A 21,191-nucleotide genomic window follows, 5' to 3' on the forward strand; every position below is an offset into this window, starting at 1 on the left:
TAAGTTTTTACTTTTATGAATTATATTTTATGAATAATCCCATATTCATAAGTTTTTTTGAAGCATTGTTGAATTGGTCAAAATTAGCTCCTAGACCAAACATTATTGTTTTGTTTTTTAAACCCATCCTTAACTGTTGAAGACCGCGTTGGTATTCATCGAGATTTAAGTTGGCAATTGCCAAAAGATTGAAATATACTTTCCAATTTTTCGAGATTTCAGGAGTGTAATTGACTACCAAAGACTGTTCTAGTGTAAAACCGTTTTGATAGGTTGGGCCTGCCGAAAAGCTTATGGAAACATCAGTTTTATAATACTGGTACTGAACTGACATAGTGGCAAATTTTCCAGGGTTTTTAATTCCTATTGCCGTGTTCACTGAAAATACCTTATTGAACTTATAGGATGCCATATTCCTTATGAAATAAATGTTATTTACTTCCGTCTCATATTCGGCATCAAAAAGTACAAGATTATTTACTGTAAATTTATCGTTGACATTATACTTCACCACATGTAAATATGTGAGCGAACGATGCCCTAAAAGTATTTCTGGAGTATAGTTCAGTTCCTGTCCACGAGAAACATTTGTACAGAACACATAAAAAAAAATACAGGAATTATTTTACTAATCATTGTCTTTGCCGTTTAATTTAGACAAAGATATTGTACGTTATTTCGAAAAAAATTAAGGTATCTTAAGAAAGGTCGTCGGAATGCTTTTTTCGTAAATGGCTCAAAAATTCAGGTGTTATTCCCAAGTAAGAGGCCACCATGTATTGTGGTATGCGCTGTTCAATATTTCGATAGTCTTTTATGAATATTTGATAACGTTCATAAGCATCAGTACTCAATTTGTGCATCATTCTTTTTTGTAAGGCAACGTAGGCATTTTGAAGTTTCATTCGGAAAAAATTGGATACCGTAGGTGATTCTAAATATAATTTTTCCAGTTCTTCTTTATAAATCTGTACAAGTGTGGTATCTTCAATTGCTTGAATAAACATACGTGAGGGTTCTTGGCTTAAGTAACTATACAGGTCGTTAATCCACCAGTTTTCTATTCCTAATTGTAAAATATGTTCATTACCATTATCGTCAATATAAAAACAACGCATACAGCCTTTCACAATAAAATTCATGGTATTGGCAATGTGTCCGGGTTCTAATACATAGGATTTTTTCTTTATTTTGTTTATGATTAATTGCGGTACTAGCAGTCTTTCCGTTTCTGTGTTTAGAGTAACGGTTTTATCGATATCTATCAGTAGCTTTTCTATATGATGTTCATTGTTCATCTTCATTTATGTTGACTTGTTTTTGAAACTTAACCATAGTTTAGATTGATTTTATGTTTATATTTAATTACACTAATCTACACTTCGAAGTCTAAAGATAAATTTAAGCTTATTTATAATCAAAAATCAATATACAGTACGAGAAAATGAAGCCATTAAACTGTCAATCTCATGCAATAATTTTATGTCGGTAATTGTAAAATCCTCGTTGATTTTTCCTTTTGCTCCTTGAATCAGAAGTCTTGAACCCATCGGGACATTTGCTCCCAAAGTCTCAAGTATTAAAGCCAAAGAATCGAAATTTTTTTCTCCAGAAGCAGATGCCACAATCATAGCGACAGATTTGGTTTCAAAAAGTCTTGTTGAAACGTTCCATTCGAGTGCATTTTTTAAACTACCTGGTAAACTAAAGATATATTCTGGTGTGCAAATTAAAATACCATCTGCCTTTTCAATTTGAGTTCTGAAATGCAATACTTCCAGTGGTAAATGTTCATTATCCAGTTGAGTGCTAAAATGAGGTAATTTATCGATACCATCAAAAATCTCAAACTTTAAAATGTGAGAAAATCTATTACTTAAAAATTGCAGAATTCTATGATCTGTAGAATGCTTTCCAACACTACCTGAAATTGCTAAAATGTTTTTTTAGTTGACATTGTATAATTAATTTCAAAATACAATTTCCACTTTTAAAATTATCATTTTAAGTTGTATTAATTGATAATTTAAATAGGAAGATAGTGAACTTTTATATTAAAGAAACATCAGGTTCGCTCCAGTATCAGTTTCAATTTTTCCATTTGCAGTGTGCACTTTAATTGGCATTCCATATATATAAATACTATCTAAATTGAGAAATACCAAATCGGGTTTTCTCTTAAAAATATCATTCATGATTGATTACAGATATAGGAATTTCCAATAGATAAAAACATAGGATAATCTGCCAATACTTTTTGTAAGTCTTTAGCTATTTGACCATCATTATCTATTATTAAATAACTATTCAATCAATCCTCTTTAAAAGAATGAAATATCAATTATTTTTTAATTAAATGTAACGATTTGACTTACAATTGTTAAGGTTTATCATTAATGGAATAGGATATATTTAGGTTTGAACTGATTTGAAGTGATTTTTAATTAACATCGCTAAATAATCAAATGTTGTACCTATGTTGTACCTGACCATTTTTTCGAAAGTTTTTTAAATGGAAAAAGCCGAAGATTTCTCTTCAGCTTTTGTACGGGCGGGGAGACTCGAACTCCCACACCTCGCGGCACCAGATCCTAAGTCTGGCGTGTCTACCAATTCCACCACGCCCGCATTTTAAAAATAATTAGACTTTTATTAGGATAACTCCTAAGTCTGGCGTGTCTACCAATTCCACCACGCCCGCATTTTCAATAATTTTAGGACTTTTATTTGGTTAAGTCCTAAGTCTAGCGTGTCTAATGCCGTGATAACAACAACGTTTTATAAATCATGACTCAGTTTATTTTACATTAGAAAATCTTGACATATCCTAAAAATAATACAATTTGATTCTTAATCCATATAAAGAACTAATTAGATTAAAACTTCTCCCACTCTAATTAGTCTCATTATTATTTAATATCTCTTGAACGATTCTCATGTCCTCACTTATTTTGTCATCTAAAACTCTAGCATATATTTGTGTTGTGGTTAACTTGGTATGCCCCAAAAGTTTGGCTACAGTTTCAATCGGCACTCCATTGGATAAAGTAATTAAGGTAGCAAAAGTGTGTCTTGCAACATGAAAAGTCAACTTTTTTTGAATGTTAAGTTTCCCTGCAATCTCTTTAAGATATAAGTTGGTCTTTTGATTTGAGTATATTGGAAGGACAGCATCCCTTGAAATTAAACGATAATGTTTAGCATATTTATTCAAAATCATTTGCGCTTTATCCAAAATAGGTATTTTGACAAGAATGTTTGTCTTCACTCGTTTGGTTCTTATCCAAAGTCCTCCGTCATTACCTTTGACAATGTGACCTTTATTCAGTTCTTGAATATCAATATAAGACAATCCTGTATAACATGAAAAAATGAACATATCCTTAGTGATTTCTAAACATGTTCTATCGAAGGATGCGCCCTCAATTGCGATCAATTCATTTTTGTTAAGTATGTCTCGTTCTGTTTTTAAAAATCTTATGGTAAAATTTATAAATGGATTTCTTATCAGCCAATCTAGTTTGATAGCCAAATTTATAAGTTTCTTCAATCTGGTCAAGTGCTTCATAACTCCGTTATGATTCAACCTGCTTTTTTTTCTTAGGAAGCATTCAAAATCACTAATGAATTCAAATGATATATCAATTAGATTGACATCTTTTGACTTCATGGAACTTTCCAAAAATTCAAGTAAATATTTTTCTGTGGTGAAATAGTGGCTTAGAGTACTCGTTTTGATAACGTTTGCCATTACCCTATTATGATAACTTATTAAATCGACTAAAGTTTTTTGATCGTTGCCATCCCTGTAGTAATAGGTTTTTATCGCATGAGCAGTTATAGCCTTCTTCTCAAGGTTTAACTGTCTTTGGCATTCCAACAATTTAAAGTAAACTTGCTCAATATGGGCGTTTACCTGCAGGCTTTCGTTTGATCTTCCGATCATTCTTTTTGTAGTTTTACTCCAATACTTAATTGGAATAGACCTACCCAAACTGATTTCTAAACGTTTACCATTTGCAGTGACTCTGACATATAATGGTGCATTGCCAGATATTTTTTTTTGATACGTTCTGCCAGAACGTAATTGATAAATGTGATGTTCGCATAGTTCGTTTTTTAATATTCATTAAAAACGAAAGTCAAACCATACGCAAAATAGAATTAAAACCTAAAAGATAATAATCCAAGGTAACCGAATAGGTCACCTAAACTTTGATATTAAATGGAATCATTTAATATTCACTAAAATGTATTTAACTGAAAATCATATATTTACACATAATATGATTCAAAAAAATACTTTAAAAGTGGTCCATATTGGATTCGAACCAATGACTTCCACGTTGTCGACGTGACACTCTGAACCAACTGAGTTAATGGACCTGCTGCTTATAAAAAAAGTCCATACATTGTATGAACTTTAGTGGGCGATGAGGGGTTCGAACCCCCGACCCCCTCGGTGTAAACGAGGTGCTCTGAACCAGCTGAGCTAATCGCCCTGTTATGGGATTGCAAATATAGATTAGTTTTTGATATCGCAAAAGCTTTTTTCAAAAAAAATTAAATTATTTCAGCTACCACAAAGGTGCTGCCACCAACATAAATAACGTCAGATGCTGCAGCGTGTTGTTTTGCAGCACTTAAAGCCATTTGAACGCTCTTGTATGCATTTCCCTCAATTCCATGATCACTAAAAATATCCCGCAAAACTGCTGCCTCTAAACCACGAGGAATATTGGGTTTACAGAAATAATACAAAGCATCTTTCGGCAATAAAGGAATGATAGACGCCACGTCCTTGTCATTAACCACACCAAAGACCAGATGGAGCCGTTCAAAATTCTCATTTAAAAGTTGCGTCATAGCATATTGCAGGCCCTCTTTATTGTGGGCGGTATCACAAATAATTTTTGGATTCTCTTGAAGTATTTCCCAACGCCCATGTAAACCGGTATTCTTTACCACATTTAGAAAACCAAGCTTGAGCGCTTCTTCAGAAATTTCAAAGGACTTTTTGCGCAGGATTTTTATGGCCAAAAGAACAGTGGTCTTGTTTTTTTCTTGATAATTCCCTTTTAAATCGCTCACATAGCTTTTTTCATTCTCTTGCTGATCTGCAAAGTAAATCTCAGCATGACGCGCATCAGCAAGCTCCTTAAAGACATTCTCAGTTTCGTACTGGGTTTCACCAATAACGACGGGTATGTGAGGCTTTATAACACCTCCTTTTTCAAAAGCAATAGCTTGCAAAGTGTTGCCTAAAAACTGGGTGTGGTCCAAACCTATGTTTGTAATTATGGAGACTTCAGGCGTAATGATATTGGTAGAGTCCAAACGTCCTCCCATACCTACTTCAATAATAGCAATATCCACTTTTTCTTCAGAGAAATACTCAAACGCCATACCCACAGTCATTTCAAAAAACGAGAGCGTATGGGTTTCAAAAAAATTTTGATGCGAATTGATGAACTTCATAACAAAAGCTTCGCTTATGTCTTTTCCATTGATTTTGATGCGTTCTCTGAAATCTTTTAGATGTGGTGAGGTATAGAGCCCAACCTTGTAGCCCGCTTCCTGAAATATGGAGGCCAACATATGGCTTGTGGAACCTTTTCCGTTGGTGCCAGCCACATGAATGCTTTTAAAATTATGCTCGGGATGCTGGAGGTGTTTTGCTAAGTGCAGTGTGTTGTCCAAGTTGGCTTTATAAGCCGATTTGCCTTGGTTTTGATACATTGGTAACTGCTGAAACATCCAGTTGACAGTATCTTGATAAGTCATCTATTGGGTTACGCTAAAATCTATTTTCACAAAACCTGTTTGGGTCACTGGCGCTTTTGGATCTGCTGGCCACTTATAGGTCATGGCAGTTTTCCGCGCAGCTTCGTATAGGCATAAATCGCCAGTTGTGCCTTTTTTTCCAGGAATGGCATTTACCACACGTCCGTCTCTATTAACATGAATTTCAACAACCACACGCCCTTCTTCATCACAATCAGGTACTACCTTGTCATTTGTGGGTCTTCCTCTTCCGTTTAATCCGTAGCCGCTTCCGTTACCGCCACTTCCTGTACCTGGCTGACCAAAATAACTTGGTGCGTACGGATCGCCATCTAATTGTCCTTTATCTCCAGGTTTGCCGTCATTACCCTCTCCACCAGAAGTTTTGCCGTCCGATTTTTTGACGCCACCAATCAAGGCATCTAATTTCGCCTTTTTATCGGCTTCCTCCTGACGTTTCTTAGCTTCAGCAGCTTCTTTTGCTTTTTGTGCGCGTTCCACTTCAGCTTTTGCTTTTGAATCGGCTTTAGCTTTGGCATCTGCAGCTTCCTTCTGCTTTTTCATCGCAATGGCTTCTGAATTATCTTCAGTCATCACTTTCTCAGCAGGCAGCTCTGATTTTTTAGGAGCTTCTTGTGTTGCTTCAACCTTTGTTTCTTTAACAACTGGTTCGCTTACCACTTCTTTAGGTTCAGACTTTACAGGTTTCAGAGGCTGAACATCTCCACTACCAACTTCTGAATTGCCAAAGTTTACAGCAACCCCATACTCTAAAGGTGGATCCATATATGGAGGTCCAACCACAAATAATAACAACAGCAAGATCACCACAATAAGTGTGGTAATCTTTGCTGAATTGCGTTCATGTTTGGTCTCTAAATATTTCATGTGTGTGTTTTGTTAGTCTTAATAGTCACATGTTGTTCGCAAATCTTCTTCATTATTTTCCAAAACTTTTAGATTTGCTCTTTTCATATCAATTGGGCTTTACCGCCAAAATGACTTTAAATTTATTTCTATTGGCAATGTCCATCACCTTAACGACATTTTCTATGGAAACTGATTTTTCAGCTCTCAAAACTATGGTGGGCTCTTCTAAATTGGCCAGTGCCTCTTGTAACTCAAGCTCCAAAATGCTTTCGCCTACCAATCTTTGATCAATATAGTAATTCAAATCTTTAGTAATGCTCACAGCGACTGATTTTTTATTCTCCGTTTTTCCATCTGCTTTTGGTAACAGAATGTCTATGGCATTGGTGGTCACTAAAGTTGATGCCAACATGAAAAATATTAATAACAAAAAGACAATATCTGTCATTGATGACATATTGAATTCTGGCGTTACTTTATTTCTTCCTCTTATATTCATAAATTCGAATTACTCAAAATTATTCTTATTCCTTATTTTAGATACGGAATGGATTTGCTCTAACCTTATGTTGATATGGCACTCATTCCAAAAATCGTCAGAACTATTTCAATTCACAAATTTCAAGAATTGAAACTGCAGCCTGAATACTGGCAAATCCTTTAAATCGGCTCGTTCAAGTGATCTAAAAACTCTAATGAATGGGCTTCCATCTGATAGACTACTTTATCGGTTTTAACCACCAAATGGTTGTAGGCCATATAGGCAACAATACCCACAATCAATCCGCCAACCGTTGTCGTCATCGCGGTATAGAGTCCGTCTGCCAATAATTTAATATCAATTTGTCCTCCAGCATTTGCAATTTCAAAGATGGATAAAATCATCCCGATAACGGTACCCAAAAACCCAATCATAGGCGCAACTCCAGAAATTGTAGCAAGAACACTTACGTTACGCTCCAATTCATAAACTTCCAAACGACCTGCATTTTCAATGGCGGTATTAATATCTTCCAAAGGCTTCCCAATACGACTGATGCCTTTATTGATCAATCGTGAGACTGGCGTATTGACCTGAGCACACAAAATTTGCGCTGAGTCTGTTTTACCATTGGTCACATGGTCTTTGATTTGATTCATAAAATTTGAATCTATTTTTGAAGCTGCTTTTATAGCGAATAATCGTTCAAAATAAATATAAATTGCAAAAACCAGCAAGACAAACAAGATGGCTATAATTACCATTCCCGCCGTTCCGCCGCTTCCGATCAATTCAATAATAGATAAAGTTTTTTCTACTGATTCACCATCCGGAACAAGTTCTGCTCCTCCTTGAATATCACTCTGTAATATCATATTTTTATTGATTTAATTTATGTAATGAATGTTTAACGTCTAAAATTTAACTTAAGTATGTTTTAAATAATTGTTCTGGTAAACATAAAGGTTATAGCGCCCGCTAAAAAGCCGATGAGTGCCAACCATGATATATTTTTCAAGTACCAGAAAAAATCTATTTTTTCCATTCCCATAGCTACTACGCCTGCTGCAGAGCCTATGATGAGCATGCTCCCCCCTGTTCCTGCTGAATAAGCCACAAAATGCCATAGCTCATTATCAGTTCCCTCAGAAAACATTCCTAAACTTGCGGCCACCAAAGGTACGTTATCAATAACTGCGGAGGCTACCCCCAACAATAAGATCACCAAGTCCGATACCCCAGCGTGACGCAATTCAGTACCAAGCATTGGCATTGTTGTCTGTAGAGATGACGCAAATTCAAACAAAATACCCAATGATTCCAAGGCTGCCACAGCCATTAAAATTCCAAGAAAAAATAGAATACTTGGCAATTCAATTTTGGCGAGGGAGGCGTGCACAGGACTATGATGGGCATGGGCATCACTCTCAAGAGAATCTGTACTTGTGATACTGAATTTAGAACTGCTATACAATTCAGCAAAAATAGCAACTACACCTAAAGAGAGCATCATCCCCACATAGGGCGGCAAATGCGTTATAGTTTTAAATATTGGCACAAAAACAATTGCCCCAAGTCCCAGAAACAACATTGTTGCGCCAAACCTACTTTTGGGCTTCTCTTCCAATATGGCATCATCACTAACCAAATCACCTTTAAATACCGGTAAAAATGATGCAATAAGCGTAGGGACCGCCATACATACAACAGCAGGCAAAAATAAATATACAAAGAGGTGCCCTGTGGTAACTTTGTTACCAATCCAAAGCATGGTGGTGGTCACATCTCCAATTGGAGACCATGCGCCACCAGCGTTGGCAGCGATAATTATAAGGCCTGCATAATACAGACGCATGTCTCTATCTTTGACTATCTTTTGAAGAATGGAAATCAAGACAATGGTGGCAGTAAGGTTATCAATAATTGCAGATAGTAAGAAGGCCAAAATTGAAAAGATCCAAAGTATTTTTATCTTCTTTCTGGTCTTGACATAACTTTTAATAGTAGAGAATCCATCAAAATAATCAATGATCTCAACAATGGTCATTGCGCCCAATAGAAATACAAGAATTTCAGCCGTTTTACCTAAATGGTGAAGCAGCGTCTCTTCCATAAAGTGCAACTTACTCTGCGTTGGATTTTCTAAATTTTCCACTGGTAAACTTGAAAAACCTTCAACTAAACTATGATCAACAGAGTCAAACCAATCTGGAAAGCTATCCAAACCTAAAGAAATTAAGGCCCAAGCAGCTGCCATCATTACCAACGCTGGGATAAGCTTGTCAATCTTGAGGCTATGCTCTAAGGTAATGGCCAAATAGCCAATGACGAATACTAAAACAATTGCCGTTTCCATTTATCCTAAAAATATTATATAAGTTGACTCAATGCTATTTCAAAAGCCGTTTCGCTTATGCCTGTTTTACTTTGATTTTTACTATACACCTTTTCAATGGCTTGTTTGATTAGGTTTGATGTGTCGCTAAAAATGGCATCATCGGTCATTTGCACCTTTTGTTCCATAAAGTAGGCAAACACTCTCGCCATACCACAATTGGAAATAAAATCAGGAATAAGGCTGATCTTATTGTCAGTATATTCCATAATAGGTCCGAAGAATATTTCTTTATCTGCGAACGGTACATTGGCACCACAGGAGATCACCTCCAAGCCAGTATTGACCATCTGATCAATTTGTTTTTGGGTGATTAATCGTGACGCCGCGCAGGGTAAAAAAACCTCTGCCTTTAAGGACCATATTTGTTTATTAATGTCTTCAAAAGGAATGAGATCATCGCTGATGAGCGTGTTCCCTGTTTTTTTGAGATATAGTGTTCTTATTTCTTCAAATGAAAAGCCCTCCTCTTTGATGAGTCCTCCTACAACGTCGATAATACCCACGACTTTGGCGCCCATTTGAGACAGATAAAAAGCTGCAGCAGCACCCACATTTCCGAAACCTTGAACAATGGCACGCTTACCCTCAACGGATTCTCCATGGGCATCATAAAAATGCCTAACAGCCTCAGCGACACCAAATCCTGTGATCATATCTGCCACAGTATATTTTCTACTGACATCAGGAGAGTACTTTGGATTTTCAATAACCTTGATCACGCCATGGCGTAATTGGCCAATGCGATTAATCTTATCTGCTTGGGTGGGTTTAAAATGGCCTTCAAAAACGCCTTCTTGAGGGTGCCAAACGCCAGTTTCTTCGGTCATTGGAATTACTTCATGCAGCTCATCAACATTTAAGTCGCCACCAGTACCGTAATAACTTTTCAATAATGGAGAAATGGCTTTATACCAGCGCTCCAAAACGCCTTTTTTTCTAGGGTCATGTGGGTCAAAATTGATTCCAGATTTGGCGCCGCCTATAGCTGGTCCTGAAACGGTAAATTTCACTTCCATTGTTTTCGCCAAAGACAAGACTTCATTCATGTTAAGACCTTTACGCATACGTGTCCCACCTCCTGCCGCACCACCGCGCAAGGAGTTGATGACTGTCCAGCCTTCTGCCTCAGTTTCTGGATCTTTCCAATTAAATACAATTTCGGGTTCTTTGTCTTCGTACTTTTGAAGTAAATCTTTCATTAGTGGTTATTCTGTAACAAATATAAAAAACTATGAATCCATTAAGTTTAATTTTTCAATAATTTTATGGACAATATATTTTGCCAGATGAATGGTTTTTAGTAAGCGCCCGTCACACTGCTCAAGCAATTCACTTCATTGCGTAATTTGAGCACACCCAAAAATCCGAAAACCAAGGCTTCTTTAAATTCAATAAGTTTTTTATTCTGGAATCACAATTTTGTTGTTTGAAAAATTGTTGAGGCGTTCCATCAAAAAATTAGTTGTAAACGCCTCCACCGGTCACTAAAACCGAGACATGATTTTTTTTGTTGATTTCATTGGCTATTTGAATTGAAACATGTTCGACAAAAGTTCTTAATGTATCTTCTGTTGTTAACTGAAATGAATCAATGAGCGGGAAAACTTCTTTTTGAACCCATTCCAACCCTAATGATTTTGGAAACTCCTTATGATAAAAAGGTAATGAATTTAAGGCTTCCAATAGCCGATGATTGATCTTTCCTCCTGAAGCCAATCTACCTCCGTCATCAAAATCAAATCCCAATCGATTGACATAATGATTTAGGACTATATTTGCAGGACAAATATCGTAAGCGATTCGTTCTCCGTCATTTTCTGTAGAAATATTTGCAAATCCACCAAGATTCAAGCAAAATTCATGGTTGGAAAACAGCAATTTATCACCTACTGGAACTAAAGGGGCGCCTTGACCACCGAGTGCTACATCCTCTACCCTAAAATCGCATACCACTTTGGAGTTAATCAAGGACGCCAATTTTGGCAAATTACCAATTTGGTACGTTAGTCCATTTTGAGGCTGATGCAATGCCGTGTGTCCATGGGAACATACTGCATCGATATGTGAAAGTTGATTTTTTTTTATAAATTGATTAATAGCTTCACTTAAATATAAGGTATAATCTTCATCTATCTGATTCAATTCTTGAAGAGATAACGATGTCAATTCCTTCAATTTATGAAGCCAGGATGTAGGATATGGAATAGTTTCACATTGATGAATCTCAAATTTCCATGTATCAATAAAAGAAAATGTCAGGCTTGCCAAATCTATACCATCAAGTGAAGTTCCAGACATTACACCAATAACTTTATAATGATTCTTTCTCATATTGGTAAAACTACAAATCCTTATTGAAATAATTCTACGAAAACGTTATCTTTGCAATCATTTTTATTAAATCAACAATAAAATTATATTATGGATTTTAACCTTACCGAAGAACATCTAATGATACGCGACGCCGCTCGAGATTTTGCCCAAAATGAATTACTACCTGGCGTCATAGACCGTGATAATCAACAAAAATTTCCTAAAGAACTCGTCAAAAAGATGGGCGATTTGGGGTTTATGGGAATTATGGTCAATCCAAAATATGGCGGGAGTGGTATGGATGCGATTTCGTATGTCTTGATTATGGAAGAATTGTCTAAAATCGATGCTTCAGCATCGGTCATTGTTTCTGTAAACAATTCTTTGGTATGTTATGGACTTGAGGCATTTGGAAATGAAGCACAAAAGCAAAAATATTTGACCAAATTAGCGACAGGTGAGTTCGTTGGTGCTTTCTGTTTAAGCGAACCAGAAGCTGGCAGTGATGCGACTTCACAAAAAACGACTGCCATAGATAAAGGTGACCATTACGTCATCAATGGAACCAAAAACTGGATTACCAGTGGTGGACGTGCCGATGTTTATTTGGTCATCGCACAAACAGACAAGCATAAAGGTTCTCATGGTATCAACGCTTTTATTGTAGAAAAAGGCATGGAAGGTTTCCATGTTGGTCCCAAGGAAGATAAATTGGGCATCAGGGGAAGTGACACCCATACACTCCAATTTAATGATGTAAAAGTGCCAAAGGAAAATAGGATTGGCGAAGACGGATCAGGGTTTTTATTTGCCATGAAAACACTTTCTGGAGGACGTATCGGGATTGCTGCGCAAGCGTTGGGCATTGCCTCTGGTGCTTATGAATTGGCTTTGAAATATTCAAAAGAACGCAAAGCCTTCGGAACTGAAATCTGCAACCATCAAGCCATTGCTTTTAAATTGGCAGATATGTATGTGGATATTGAAGCCGCGCGTCATTTGGTGATGAAATCAGCTTGGGATAAAGATAATGGTATCAATTATGATGTATCTAGTGCCGTGGCAAAATTATTTGCTTCAAAAACCGCCATGCAACATACGGTGGAAGCCGTACAAATCTTTGGCGGCAACGGTTTTGTGAAAGAATACCATGTAGAACGCTTGATGCGCGATGCGAAGATTACACAGATATATGAGGGAACTTCCGAAATTCAGAAAATTGTAATTTCTAGGAGTTTGATAAAGGCATAAATGGTATCATAAAAGTACGGAAGCCCAATACTAATATTGGGCTTTCATTTTGGATATTCTCTTTAAATCTTAATGATTTTACGGATTATGGTTTGCGAGGTTTGTGGATTTGAGAGTTTAACAACATACATGCCTGAACTTAAATTTGAAATATCAATGATATTAATATCTTGAAATTGAGCAATTTGTTTTGCAAAGATATCATACACCAGAATATTAAAATGTGAATTTGAAGTAGTTTCGAAATGAATCACGTCTTTGGTAGGATTTGGATAGATTTTAACTTCGCCCAATAAACTTTCCTCTACCGATAATGCGCTACAGATGACATCAATTGGACTATTGTATTGATTACCCGAATCACCATTTCCCAAATTACCGTAATAATTATATCCCCAACCCCATAATGTAGCATCTGATTTTGTGGCAAATGAGTTTCCTAACCCTGCTTCAATTGTTTGCCAATCAGAATCCACGCCAATTTGAGTTGGAGTATATACGCTTGTTAAATTTCCATGTCCCAGTTGTCCGCTAGAGTTATCTCCCCAAGACCACAACGTTCCATTTGTTTTTAGACCCAAAGTAAATCGATTTCCCGAGGATACGTCTGACCAATTTGTTTCTGTACCCACTTGCACGGGTGAAAGACTTCCCGATTGCCCTTGAGCATTGGCGCCCCAAGCCCATAATGTGCCATCCATTCTTATTCCTGCACTATTTACGCCTCCTAAATTTAAGGTCTGCCAATCGGTGAAAGTTTCTATTTGAACTGGGACAACTTGGTCATTAAGAGAGCTATTTCCTACTTGCCCGTTGGTGTTCAAGCCCCATACCCATAACGTACCATCAGACTTTATGGCTCCAGCATGCCCTAATCCCACCTCAATTTTCGCCCAATTAGTCTCAATACCAACCTGGGTAGGGCTGTGTTTATCAATAAATTGGTTATTGTCACCTAATTGTCCATGATTATTAATTCCCCAAGCCCAAATGGTGCCATCCGTTTTTAGCGCTAGACTTAAATCAGAACCAGCTGAAATAGATTGCCAATTGCTGTCAGTGCCAATTTGAACAGGAGACCAACTCCAAACATTTGTACCATCACCCAGTGCTCCATAATTATTATTACCCCAAGCCCAAAGTGTACCGTCCGTTTTCAAAGCAAGTACGTGGTCATAACCCTCTTCAACAGCCATCCAATCGGTATCAGTTCCAACTTGAGTGGGCGCACTTATGAACGCAATAGTTGGAGTAAAACCAATACCCAATTGGCCAGCATTTTCGCCCCATCCCCATAACGTGCCGTCTGTTCGTATTGCATGTGCAGTGCCTCCGTTGTCTGTGATTGATTGCCAACATTGTGAGAAAGCGGAAACATTCATTAAAAACAGTGTCATAACAAGAGTTATAAAACGATTTGAGATAAAAAAAGCTGATTGTCTTAAATAATTACAAGTTGTTTTCATAATTTTTTAGTTTTAGATTATTTACTGAATAGACTTTTGAAATTTTACTTTTCTATAAGCATCAAGTATTTTGACCTTCCATTGACTAAATCTAAATAATTGATGAATTGAGGTTATGCATGTTTTTCCAATGCCTTTATAACCACTCGTATGTCATTAAAACTGTATTTTTCATCAAGCTGCTTTTTTAAATCGGATAGGTTTTCAAAAGCAAGTTTGGGAATCATACTTGAAAGTTCATCATACTTTTCTTTAGAGATTAAATCAATCACTCTAACTTCTCCCGAAGAAACAAATGTCGATAAATGGCTGAAGATTGTTGTTTCGGTTAGTTCCCGTTCTTCGGCGATGTCCGAGATTGATTTTCCAGATTGGAACATCTCTAAAGAAACATTATTGGAATCTCCTCTTTTAACAGGAGTGTTTGGTTTTTCATAGGTTTGAATTTCGTTGGAGTATTCCATTTCAATATCATTTTCGTCACAATAATCACGAATAACATCCAAAATTTGCGTTCCGTATTTCTCTACACGAGTTTTTCCAAAACCATTGATATTTAAAAGTTGCTTTCTATTGATTGGAAGCATTTCACAAATTTCATATAATGCTTTCTGAGTAAATATTTGATAGTGGATAAGGTCGTTATCATGGGCAATTTGGTTACGTAATTCCCGTAAGAGTTCAAACAATTCGATGTTGACAGTTCCATCAATAACAGAGGTTCTTGGTTTTTTTGGTTTGGCCTTCTTTAGAAATACGGTGTTTGCCCGTAGTTCCAAAAAAGAATTTGCAGAGAATCCTTGAATAAAACCATTGAAATAAGATAGTTTTACCAAAAGTAAATCTTCAATCATATCAAGATTTTTGGTCAGATCTTTTTCAACCGCAGAGTTATCTGTAGCGAATTTTAGATTTTTTAATGTTCCAACTATCCACATATCCGTTTCTATTTTGAAGTAGGCAATGGCCCTTTTAAAACGTTCCTGGAGATTGTCATTCGTTTCTGGTAGAGAGTCCTCCTCGCAAATTTGATTCAACTGACCTTTAAAGCCTGAATTAATCTTTAAAAGATTGGTGATTGCAGTCTTCATGGTGTTTAAAGGGACATTCAATTGGCCTTGAATATGAACTCTATTCTTATAATAAATATCCAACAAGCGGTTTATAGGATACAAAAACTCATAAAAATCAAAAATTTCATGGATTGCATCAAGTTGAAATATACGTCTAGCGATTTGAAGGGCATGTATGTCTGGTTGATGGGCTTCGGCAATTTTAGTAAAAGAGGTTACTTGCTGATCGTTAATGATTTGGCCAGAATTAATTTTATTTTTTAGAACAAGCCCTTCCAAAGATTTACATCGGCTTAAAGCAACATATGTCTGGCCATGTGCAAACGCGCCTTGGGCATCAATAATGGCTTTTTCGAAAGTCAAACCCTGACTTTTATGAATGGTAATAGCCCAAGCCAACCGCAAGGGCATTTGTATGAATGTGCCAATGCTATCTTCAGCAATCGCTTTAGTATCAGCATTTAAAGTATACGTGATATTCTCCCAAGTTTCAGGTGTAGTCTCAATATTATAATCATCATCAGGACATTTGACCACAACTTCATCCTTGTCAAGCAAAATAACTTTTCCAATTTTTCCATTGAAATATCGCTTTTCAGGTGAACTATCATTTTTAATGAACATTACTTGAGCTCCGACTTTTAGCTTTACTTCCTCCTGATTTGGAAAAACATATTCTGGAAATATCCCATCCACCTTCGCTTTATAAGTATGTGCTTTTGTTTTTAATGCGTTCAGTTCTGCTTCATTTACATGTTCCGCCCTGTTATTGTGTGTCGTGAGTGCGATATATCCTTCTTTGGGATCTGGTCTAAAATCTTCAATATAACGTTTATTCAATTCATCCGCCGACGCTTGACTTAAGGTATTATTGCGAATCTCATTCAAGATTTCAATGAATTTGGGATTCTCTTGTCGATAGATATGTTTTAATTCGATGGTAGTCGCTTGGCACTGCTGATATGCGTGACTACTAAAAAAATAGCCGGTTTGATAATATGACTTTAGCAATTGCCATTCATTATCCTTGATCACTGGGGAAAGTTGCTGCAAATCGCCAATCATCAAAACCTGCACCCCACCGAAGACTTTTGCTCTATTCCTATACCGTTTTAAGGTTTTATCAATACCATCCAGAACATCCGCTCGTACCATGGAAATTTCATCAATGATCAATAGATCCATCGATTTAATGATATCAATTTTTGTTTTGCTGAACTTTTTATTAAAACCAGAAGTGTTGCGAGCATCAGTATCGGGCAAAATCGGCCCAAAAGGCATTTGAAAAAAGGAATGAATGGTAACACCTTTTGCATTAATGGCGGCCACACCAGTAGGTGCGACAACAACCAGTCGTTTTAACGAATTTTTTTTAAGAGTATGCAAAAAGGTAGTCTTACCTGTACCAGCCTTTCCTGTTAGAAAAATACACTGATTGGTATTATTGACGAAGTCTGAAGCTAATTCTAATTCTTTATTCGAGTCCATGTAAATCGCATCGATTAGAAACACTGAATTTACACAAATTCCACAAGTTTTAGACTCTGCAGGCTAAGAAATCATTAGACCTTGAGATACGTTCACGACAGTAAAAAAAAAGTCCCCAACATCACTGTTGGGGACTCTCTAAAAAAGGCGACGACCTACTCTCCCACGAGATGCAGTACCATCGGCGCAAACGGGCTTAACTTCTCTGTTCGGAATGGTAAGAGGTGAGCCCCGTCGCTATAACCACCTTAAGTCATAGCTGCGGCGTAATGAATTGTATCATTACCTACAGCGTCACAAATGCATGTGACAAATATCTTGACATATTGAAAAAAGGGCATCAGATGCCTGTATACATAAAAAAGTTACTTACTAAAAGAACGGCGTACAATAAGCCTATGGGCTATTAGTACCACTCGGCTATGACATTACTGCCTTTACACCTATGGCCTATCAACGTGGTAATCTTCCACGGCCCTTTAAAGAAATCTCATCTTGTGGTGGGTTTCGCGCTTATATGCTTTCAGCGCTTATCCCTTCCGAACGTAGCTACCCAGCAATGCCACTGGCGTGACAACTGGTGCACCAGAGGTTCGTCCAACTCGGTCCTCTCGTACTAGAGTCAGATCCACTCAAATTTCTAACGCCCACAGTAGATAGAGACCGAACTGTCTCACGACGTTCTGAACCCAGCTCGCGTGCCACTTTAATGGGCGAACAGCCCAACCCTTGGGACCTTCTCCAGCCCCAGGATGTGACGAGCCGACATCGAGGTGCCAAACCCCCCCGTCGATATGAGCTCTTGGGGGAGATCAGCCTGTTATCCCCGGCGTACCTTTTATCCTTTGAGCGATGGCCCTTCCATGCGGAACCACCGGATCACTATGCTCTACTTTCGTACCTGATCGACCTGTATGTCTCTCAGTCAAGCTCCCTTATGCCATTGCACTCTGCGCACGGTTACCAAGCGTGCTGAGGGAACCTTTAGAAGCCTCCGTTACTCTTTTGGAGGCGACCACCCCAGTCAAACTACCCACCAAGCACTGTCCCCTTTGTTCAAGGGTTAGACTCTAGACAAGCAAAGGGTGGTATTTCAACAATGACTAACCTACGCCTGGCGACGCAGGATCGAAGTCTCCCACCTATCCTACACATTACTTATCCAAAACCAATACTAAGCTATAGTAAAGGTGCACGGGGTCTTTTCGTCCCACTGCGGGTAATCGGCATCTTCACCGATACTACAATTTCACCGAGCTCATGGCTGAGACAGTATCCAGATCGTTACACCATTCGTGCAGGTCGGAACTTACCCGACAAGGAATTTCGCTACCTTAGGACCGTTATAGTTACGGCCGCCGTTTACTGGGGCTTCAATTCAGATCTTCGCCGAAGCTAAACCCTCCTCTTAACCTTCCAGCACCGGGCAGGTGTCAGGCCCTATACATCATCTTTCGATTTAGCAGAGCCCTGTGTTTTTGATAAACAGTCGCCTGGATCTTTTCACTGCGGCCCCACCGGAGTGGGGCGACGCTTCTCCCGAAGTTACGCGTCAATTTTGCCTAGTTCCTTAGCCATGAATCTCTCGAGCACCTTAGAATTCTCATCCCAACTACCTGTGTCGGTTTGCGGTACGGGCTGCTTCACTCGCTTTTCTTGGAAGTCGCTTTTCTGGATTATCACCTTGGCCGTAGCCTCAGTGTACTATCGCGGCATTACTGCTCGCTTCAACGTGCTATTCCGTCAGCACGCACCAAATATACGCCTCCGTCACTTTTAACGTGAGCAGGTACCAGAATATTAACTGGTTGTCCATCCACTTCCCCTTTCGGGTTCGCGTTAGGCCCCGACTAACCCTCAGCTGATTAGCATAGCTGAGGAAACCTTAGTCTTTCGGTGTGCGGGTTTCTCGCCCGCATTATCGTTACTTATGCCTACATTTTCTTTTGTAGCTTCTCCAGCATGCCTCACAGCACACCTTCGACGACACTACAATGCTCCCCTACCATCCCGTAAAAACGGGATCCATAGCTTCGGTAATATGTTTATGCCCGATTATTATCCATGCCGAACCGCTCGACTAGTGAGCTGTTACGCACTCTTTAAATGAATGGCTGCTTCCAAGCCAACATCCTAGCTGTCTAAGCAGTTCAACCTCGTTATTTCAACTTAACATATATTTGGGGACCTTAGCTGATGGTCTGGGTTCTTTCCCTCTCGGACCTGGACCTTAGCACCCAGGCCCTCACTGCTGACCAACATTTTATAGCATTCGGAGTTTGTCAGGAATTGGTAGGCGGTGAAGCCCCCGCATCCAATCAGTAGCTCTACCTCTATAAAACTATAAATCAACGCTGCACCTAAATGCATTTCGGGGAGTACGAGCTATTTCCGAGTTTGATTGGCCTTTCACCCCTACCCACAGGTCATCCGAAGACTTTTCAACGTCAACCGGTTCGGTCCTCCATTTAGTGTTACCTAAACTTCAACCTGCCCATGGGTAGATCACACGGTTTCGCGTCTACCGCTACCAACTAAAGCGCCCTATTCAGACTCGCTTTCGCTACGGATCCGTGGCTTAACCACTTAACCTCGCTGGCAACGGTAACTCGTAGGCTCATTATGCAAAAGGCACGCCGTCACCCCCTAAAGGGCTCCGACCGCTTGTAAGCGTATGGTTTCAGGTTCTATTTCACTCCCTTATTCAGGGTTCTTTTCACCTTTCCCTCACGGTACTGGTTCACTATCGGTCTCTCAGGAGTATTTAGCCTTAACGGATGGTCCCGCCAAATTCATACAGGGTTTCACGTGCCCCGCACTACTCAGGATACCACTATCTATGCAGTCTTTACCTATACCGGGCTATCACCGTCTCTGGCCCCTCTTTCCAAAGGGTTCTAATTCATCGTGCTTCGAATCTCGTGGTCCTACAACCCCGGCACTGCCGTAACAGTGCCGGTTTGGGCTAATCCGCGTTCGCTCGCCACTACTTACGGAATCACTTTTGTTTTCTTCTCCTCCGGGTACTTAGATGTTTCAGTTCTCCGGGTTTGCCTCCTTTGCAGGATACCATATCTTCAATATGGTGGGTTGCCCCATTCGGATATCTGCGGATCGATTTGTATGTGCCAATCCCCGCAGCTTTTCGCAGCTTATCGCGTCCTTCATCGCCTCTGAGAGCCTAGGCATTCCCCATACGCTCTTATGTAGCTTATTGTACTTTTGTCTTTTAATGAGTTACTATTCAGTTTACAGTTTTTAGTCGCGGTTTTCGGTACAAGTACCAAACACTGATCTTAAATCTCATAAACCAAACTTTATTAGATTGATTAAAAGCTCGTAAACCCTAATCAATCTAAATGTTACTTTATTACAGTCCTAAAACTGTAACAGTAATATTTTTTATGTATCTTTTTTCAATATGTCAATGAACGTTTAAAAGTATTAAGACTTTTAGTATTAAGTATTAAGACGAATCTTGATACTTTGTACTTATATCTCTGTACTTTTTAGTGGAGAATATCGGAGTCGAACCGATGACCTTCCCGTTTTCGGGACGCTCCAGCACCCTATTTGTGCCGAGTCTCTATTCAATATGTAATGAACTTACAGATCTCTCTGTGAGATACCCGTTTTCACGGGTACTTTGGTGGAGAATATCGGAGTCGAACCGATGACCTCCTGCGTGCAAGGCAGGCGCTCTAGCCAGCTGAGCTAATCCCCCAATTTGGAATTCAGAATTTTTGAATTCAGAATTACGAATTTAGAATTCTCTAGCTTCCAGAATTTCCTTTCTATAGTAGTTAGTAGTCTCAGGCAGACTCGAACTGCCGACCTCTACATTATCAGTGTAGCGCTCTAACCAGCTGAGCTATGAGACTGTTTTAAAATCTCTAAACCTGACCTCAAGTCATTATCGTCGATAAAAACTTAAAAGAGCGCTGCGCTCCCCGTCCGAACGTGCCTTTTCGGCGCGGGCGGGTAACCAGCTGAGCTATGAGACTCTACTATAGTATATTATTAAATTAACAGCGGGAGAACAAAACATCCCTTTTCCAATCACTCTT

The 21,191-nt window shown here is 38.6% G+C and carries 14 protein-coding genes, 5 tRNA genes and 2 rRNA genes; 1 reads left to right on the forward strand and 20 read right to left on the reverse strand.

The genetic code is table 11. The annotated features are described in order from the left end of the window. Positions 1-13: 13 nt before the first annotated feature. The 14 genes from A9996_RS11620 to A9996_RS11685 all read right to left on the reverse strand — a co-directional run bounded on the left by A9996_RS11620 (position 14) and on the right by A9996_RS11685 (position 11,864). On the reverse strand, positions 14-601 hold the full coding sequence (locus A9996_RS11620; RefSeq protein WP_245905340.1) for a hypothetical protein: 588 nt from the start codon (positions 599-601) through the stop codon (positions 14-16). Between the two features lie 97 nt (positions 602-698). Continuing rightward, on the reverse strand, positions 699-1,304 hold the full coding sequence (locus A9996_RS11625; RefSeq protein ID WP_248912344.1) for a Crp/Fnr family transcriptional regulator: 606 nt from the start codon (positions 1,302-1,304) through the stop codon (positions 699-701). 120 nt (positions 1,305-1,424) lie between these two features. Next, positions 1,425-1,940, reverse strand: coding sequence for an NADPH-dependent FMN reductase (locus A9996_RS11630; RefSeq protein ID WP_066434985.1), 516 nt, complete (start codon positions 1,938-1,940; stop codon positions 1,425-1,427). Positions 1,941-2,546: 606 nt separating this feature from the next. After that, a tRNA-Leu gene (locus A9996_RS11635) sits at positions 2,547-2,628 on the reverse strand. Between the two features lie 265 nt (positions 2,629-2,893). Further along, the gene (locus A9996_RS11640) at positions 2,894-4,126 is read right to left on the reverse strand and encodes a site-specific integrase (RefSeq protein ID WP_346210598.1); all 1,233 of its coding nucleotides are present in this window, start codon (positions 4,124-4,126) and stop codon (positions 2,894-2,896) included. 185 nt (positions 4,127-4,311) lie between these two features. Further along, positions 4,312-4,386 (reverse strand) — tRNA-Val (locus A9996_RS11645). A 41-nt stretch (positions 4,387-4,427) separates the two neighbouring features. Continuing rightward, a tRNA-Val gene (locus A9996_RS11650) sits at positions 4,428-4,502 on the reverse strand. A gap of 61 nt (positions 4,503-4,563) precedes the next feature. Further along, complete coding sequence (locus A9996_RS11655) at positions 4,564-5,784, reverse strand: bifunctional folylpolyglutamate synthase/dihydrofolate synthase (RefSeq protein WP_066434990.1); 1,221 nt, start codon at positions 5,782-5,784, stop codon at positions 4,564-4,566. Continuing rightward, positions 5,785-6,672, reverse strand: coding sequence for an energy transducer TonB (locus tag A9996_RS11660; RefSeq protein WP_066434993.1), 888 nt, complete (start codon positions 6,670-6,672; stop codon positions 5,785-5,787). A gap of 88 nt (positions 6,673-6,760) precedes the next feature. Next, entirely contained in the window at positions 6,761-7,153 is a 393-nt protein-coding gene (locus A9996_RS11665; protein ID WP_066434997.1) for an ExbD/TolR family protein, read from the reverse strand. Positions 7,154-7,314: 161 nt separating this feature from the next. Then, positions 7,315-8,010, reverse strand: coding sequence for a MotA/TolQ/ExbB proton channel family protein (locus A9996_RS11670; protein WP_066435001.1), 696 nt, complete (start codon positions 8,008-8,010; stop codon positions 7,315-7,317). Between the two features lie 62 nt (positions 8,011-8,072). Next, entirely contained in the window at positions 8,073-9,491 is a 1,419-nt protein-coding gene (nhaD, locus tag A9996_RS11675; RefSeq protein WP_066435003.1) for a sodium:proton antiporter NhaD, read from the reverse strand. A gap of 14 nt (positions 9,492-9,505) precedes the next feature. After that, positions 9,506-10,732 carry a Glu/Leu/Phe/Val dehydrogenase dimerization domain-containing protein gene (locus A9996_RS11680; protein ID WP_066435005.1) on the reverse strand — a complete coding sequence of 409 codons (1,227 nt, stop codon included), beginning with the start codon at positions 10,730-10,732 and terminating at the stop codon, positions 9,506-9,508. 259 nt (positions 10,733-10,991) lie between these two features. Further along, positions 10,992-11,864 (reverse strand): anhydro-N-acetylmuramic acid kinase, encoded by an 873-nt coding sequence (locus A9996_RS11685; protein WP_346210597.1) that lies wholly within the window; start codon positions 11,862-11,864, stop codon positions 10,992-10,994. 90 nt (positions 11,865-11,954) lie between these two features. Between A9996_RS11685 and A9996_RS11690 the strand changes: the two genes are divergently transcribed. Further along, positions 11,955-13,097 carry an acyl-CoA dehydrogenase gene (locus A9996_RS11690; protein ID WP_066435007.1) on the forward strand — a complete coding sequence of 381 codons (1,143 nt, stop codon included), beginning with the start codon at positions 11,955-11,957 and terminating at the stop codon, positions 13,095-13,097. Positions 13,098-13,159: 62 nt separating this feature from the next. On the opposite strand, the gene A9996_RS11695 is transcribed toward A9996_RS11690, so the two are convergent. The 6 genes from A9996_RS11695 to A9996_RS11720 form a co-directional block, all read right to left on the reverse strand. Then, the gene (locus A9996_RS11695; protein WP_066435009.1) at positions 13,160-14,494 is read right to left on the reverse strand and encodes a T9SS type A sorting domain-containing protein; all 1,335 of its coding nucleotides are present in this window, start codon (positions 14,492-14,494) and stop codon (positions 13,160-13,162) included. Positions 14,495-14,676: 182 nt separating this feature from the next. Next, positions 14,677-17,124, reverse strand: a complete 2,448-nt coding sequence (locus tag A9996_RS11700; protein ID WP_066435012.1) for a helix-turn-helix domain-containing protein — start codon at positions 17,122-17,124, stop codon at positions 14,677-14,679. 142 nt (positions 17,125-17,266) lie between these two features. Continuing rightward, positions 17,267-17,375, reverse strand: a 5S ribosomal RNA gene (gene rrf / locus A9996_RS11705). A 135-nt stretch (positions 17,376-17,510) separates the two neighbouring features. Next, positions 17,511-20,341: ribosomal RNA gene (locus A9996_RS11710) — 23S ribosomal RNA — on the reverse strand. Between the two features lie 430 nt (positions 20,342-20,771). After that, positions 20,772-20,848 (reverse strand) — tRNA-Ala (locus A9996_RS11715). An 83-nt stretch (positions 20,849-20,931) separates the two neighbouring features. Further along, positions 20,932-21,005 (reverse strand) — tRNA-Ile (locus A9996_RS11720). Positions 21,006-21,191: the final 186 nt, after the last annotated feature.

The sequence above is a fragment of the Gelidibacter algens genome (genome assembly GCF_001678675.1).
Taxonomy (GTDB): domain Bacteria; phylum Bacteroidota; class Bacteroidia; order Flavobacteriales; family Flavobacteriaceae; genus Gelidibacter; species Gelidibacter algens.

Excerpts from the sequence above, each read along its gene's own strand:
- A9996_RS11690 (WP_066435007.1), top strand. The coding sequence starts at position 11,955 with ATGGATTTTAACCTTACCGAAGAACATCTAATGATACGCGACGCCGCT.
- A9996_RS11625 (WP_248912344.1), bottom strand. The coding sequence starts at position 1,304 with ATGAAGATGAACAATGAACATCATATAGAAAAGCTACTGATAGATATC.
- A9996_RS11655 (WP_066434990.1), bottom strand. The coding sequence starts at position 5,784 with ATGACTTATCAAGATACTGTCAACTGGATGTTTCAGCAGTTACCAATG.
- A9996_RS11670 (WP_066435001.1), bottom strand. The coding sequence starts at position 8,010 with ATGATATTACAGAGTGATATTCAAGGAGGAGCAGAACTTGTTCCGGAT.
- A9996_RS11680 (WP_066435005.1), bottom strand. The coding sequence starts at position 10,732 with ATGAAAGATTTACTTCAAAAGTACGAAGACAAAGAACCCGAAATTGTA.
- A9996_RS11700 (WP_066435012.1), bottom strand. The coding sequence starts at position 17,124 with ATGGACTCGAATAAAGAATTAGAATTAGCTTCAGACTTCGTCAATAAT.
- nhaD (WP_066435003.1), bottom strand. The coding sequence starts at position 9,491 with ATGGAAACGGCAATTGTTTTAGTATTCGTCATTGGCTATTTGGCCATT.
- A9996_RS11685 (WP_346210597.1), bottom strand. The coding sequence starts at position 11,864 with ATGAGAAAGAATCATTATAAAGTTATTGGTGTAATGTCTGGAACTTCA.
- A9996_RS11660 (WP_066434993.1), bottom strand. The coding sequence starts at position 6,672 with ATGAAATATTTAGAGACCAAACATGAACGCAATTCAGCAAAGATTACC.
- A9996_RS11665 (WP_066434997.1), bottom strand. The coding sequence starts at position 7,153 with ATGAATATAAGAGGAAGAAATAAAGTAACGCCAGAATTCAATATGTCA.
- A9996_RS11695 (WP_066435009.1), bottom strand. The coding sequence starts at position 14,494 with ATGACACTGTTTTTAATGAATGTTTCCGCTTTCTCACAATGTTGGCAA.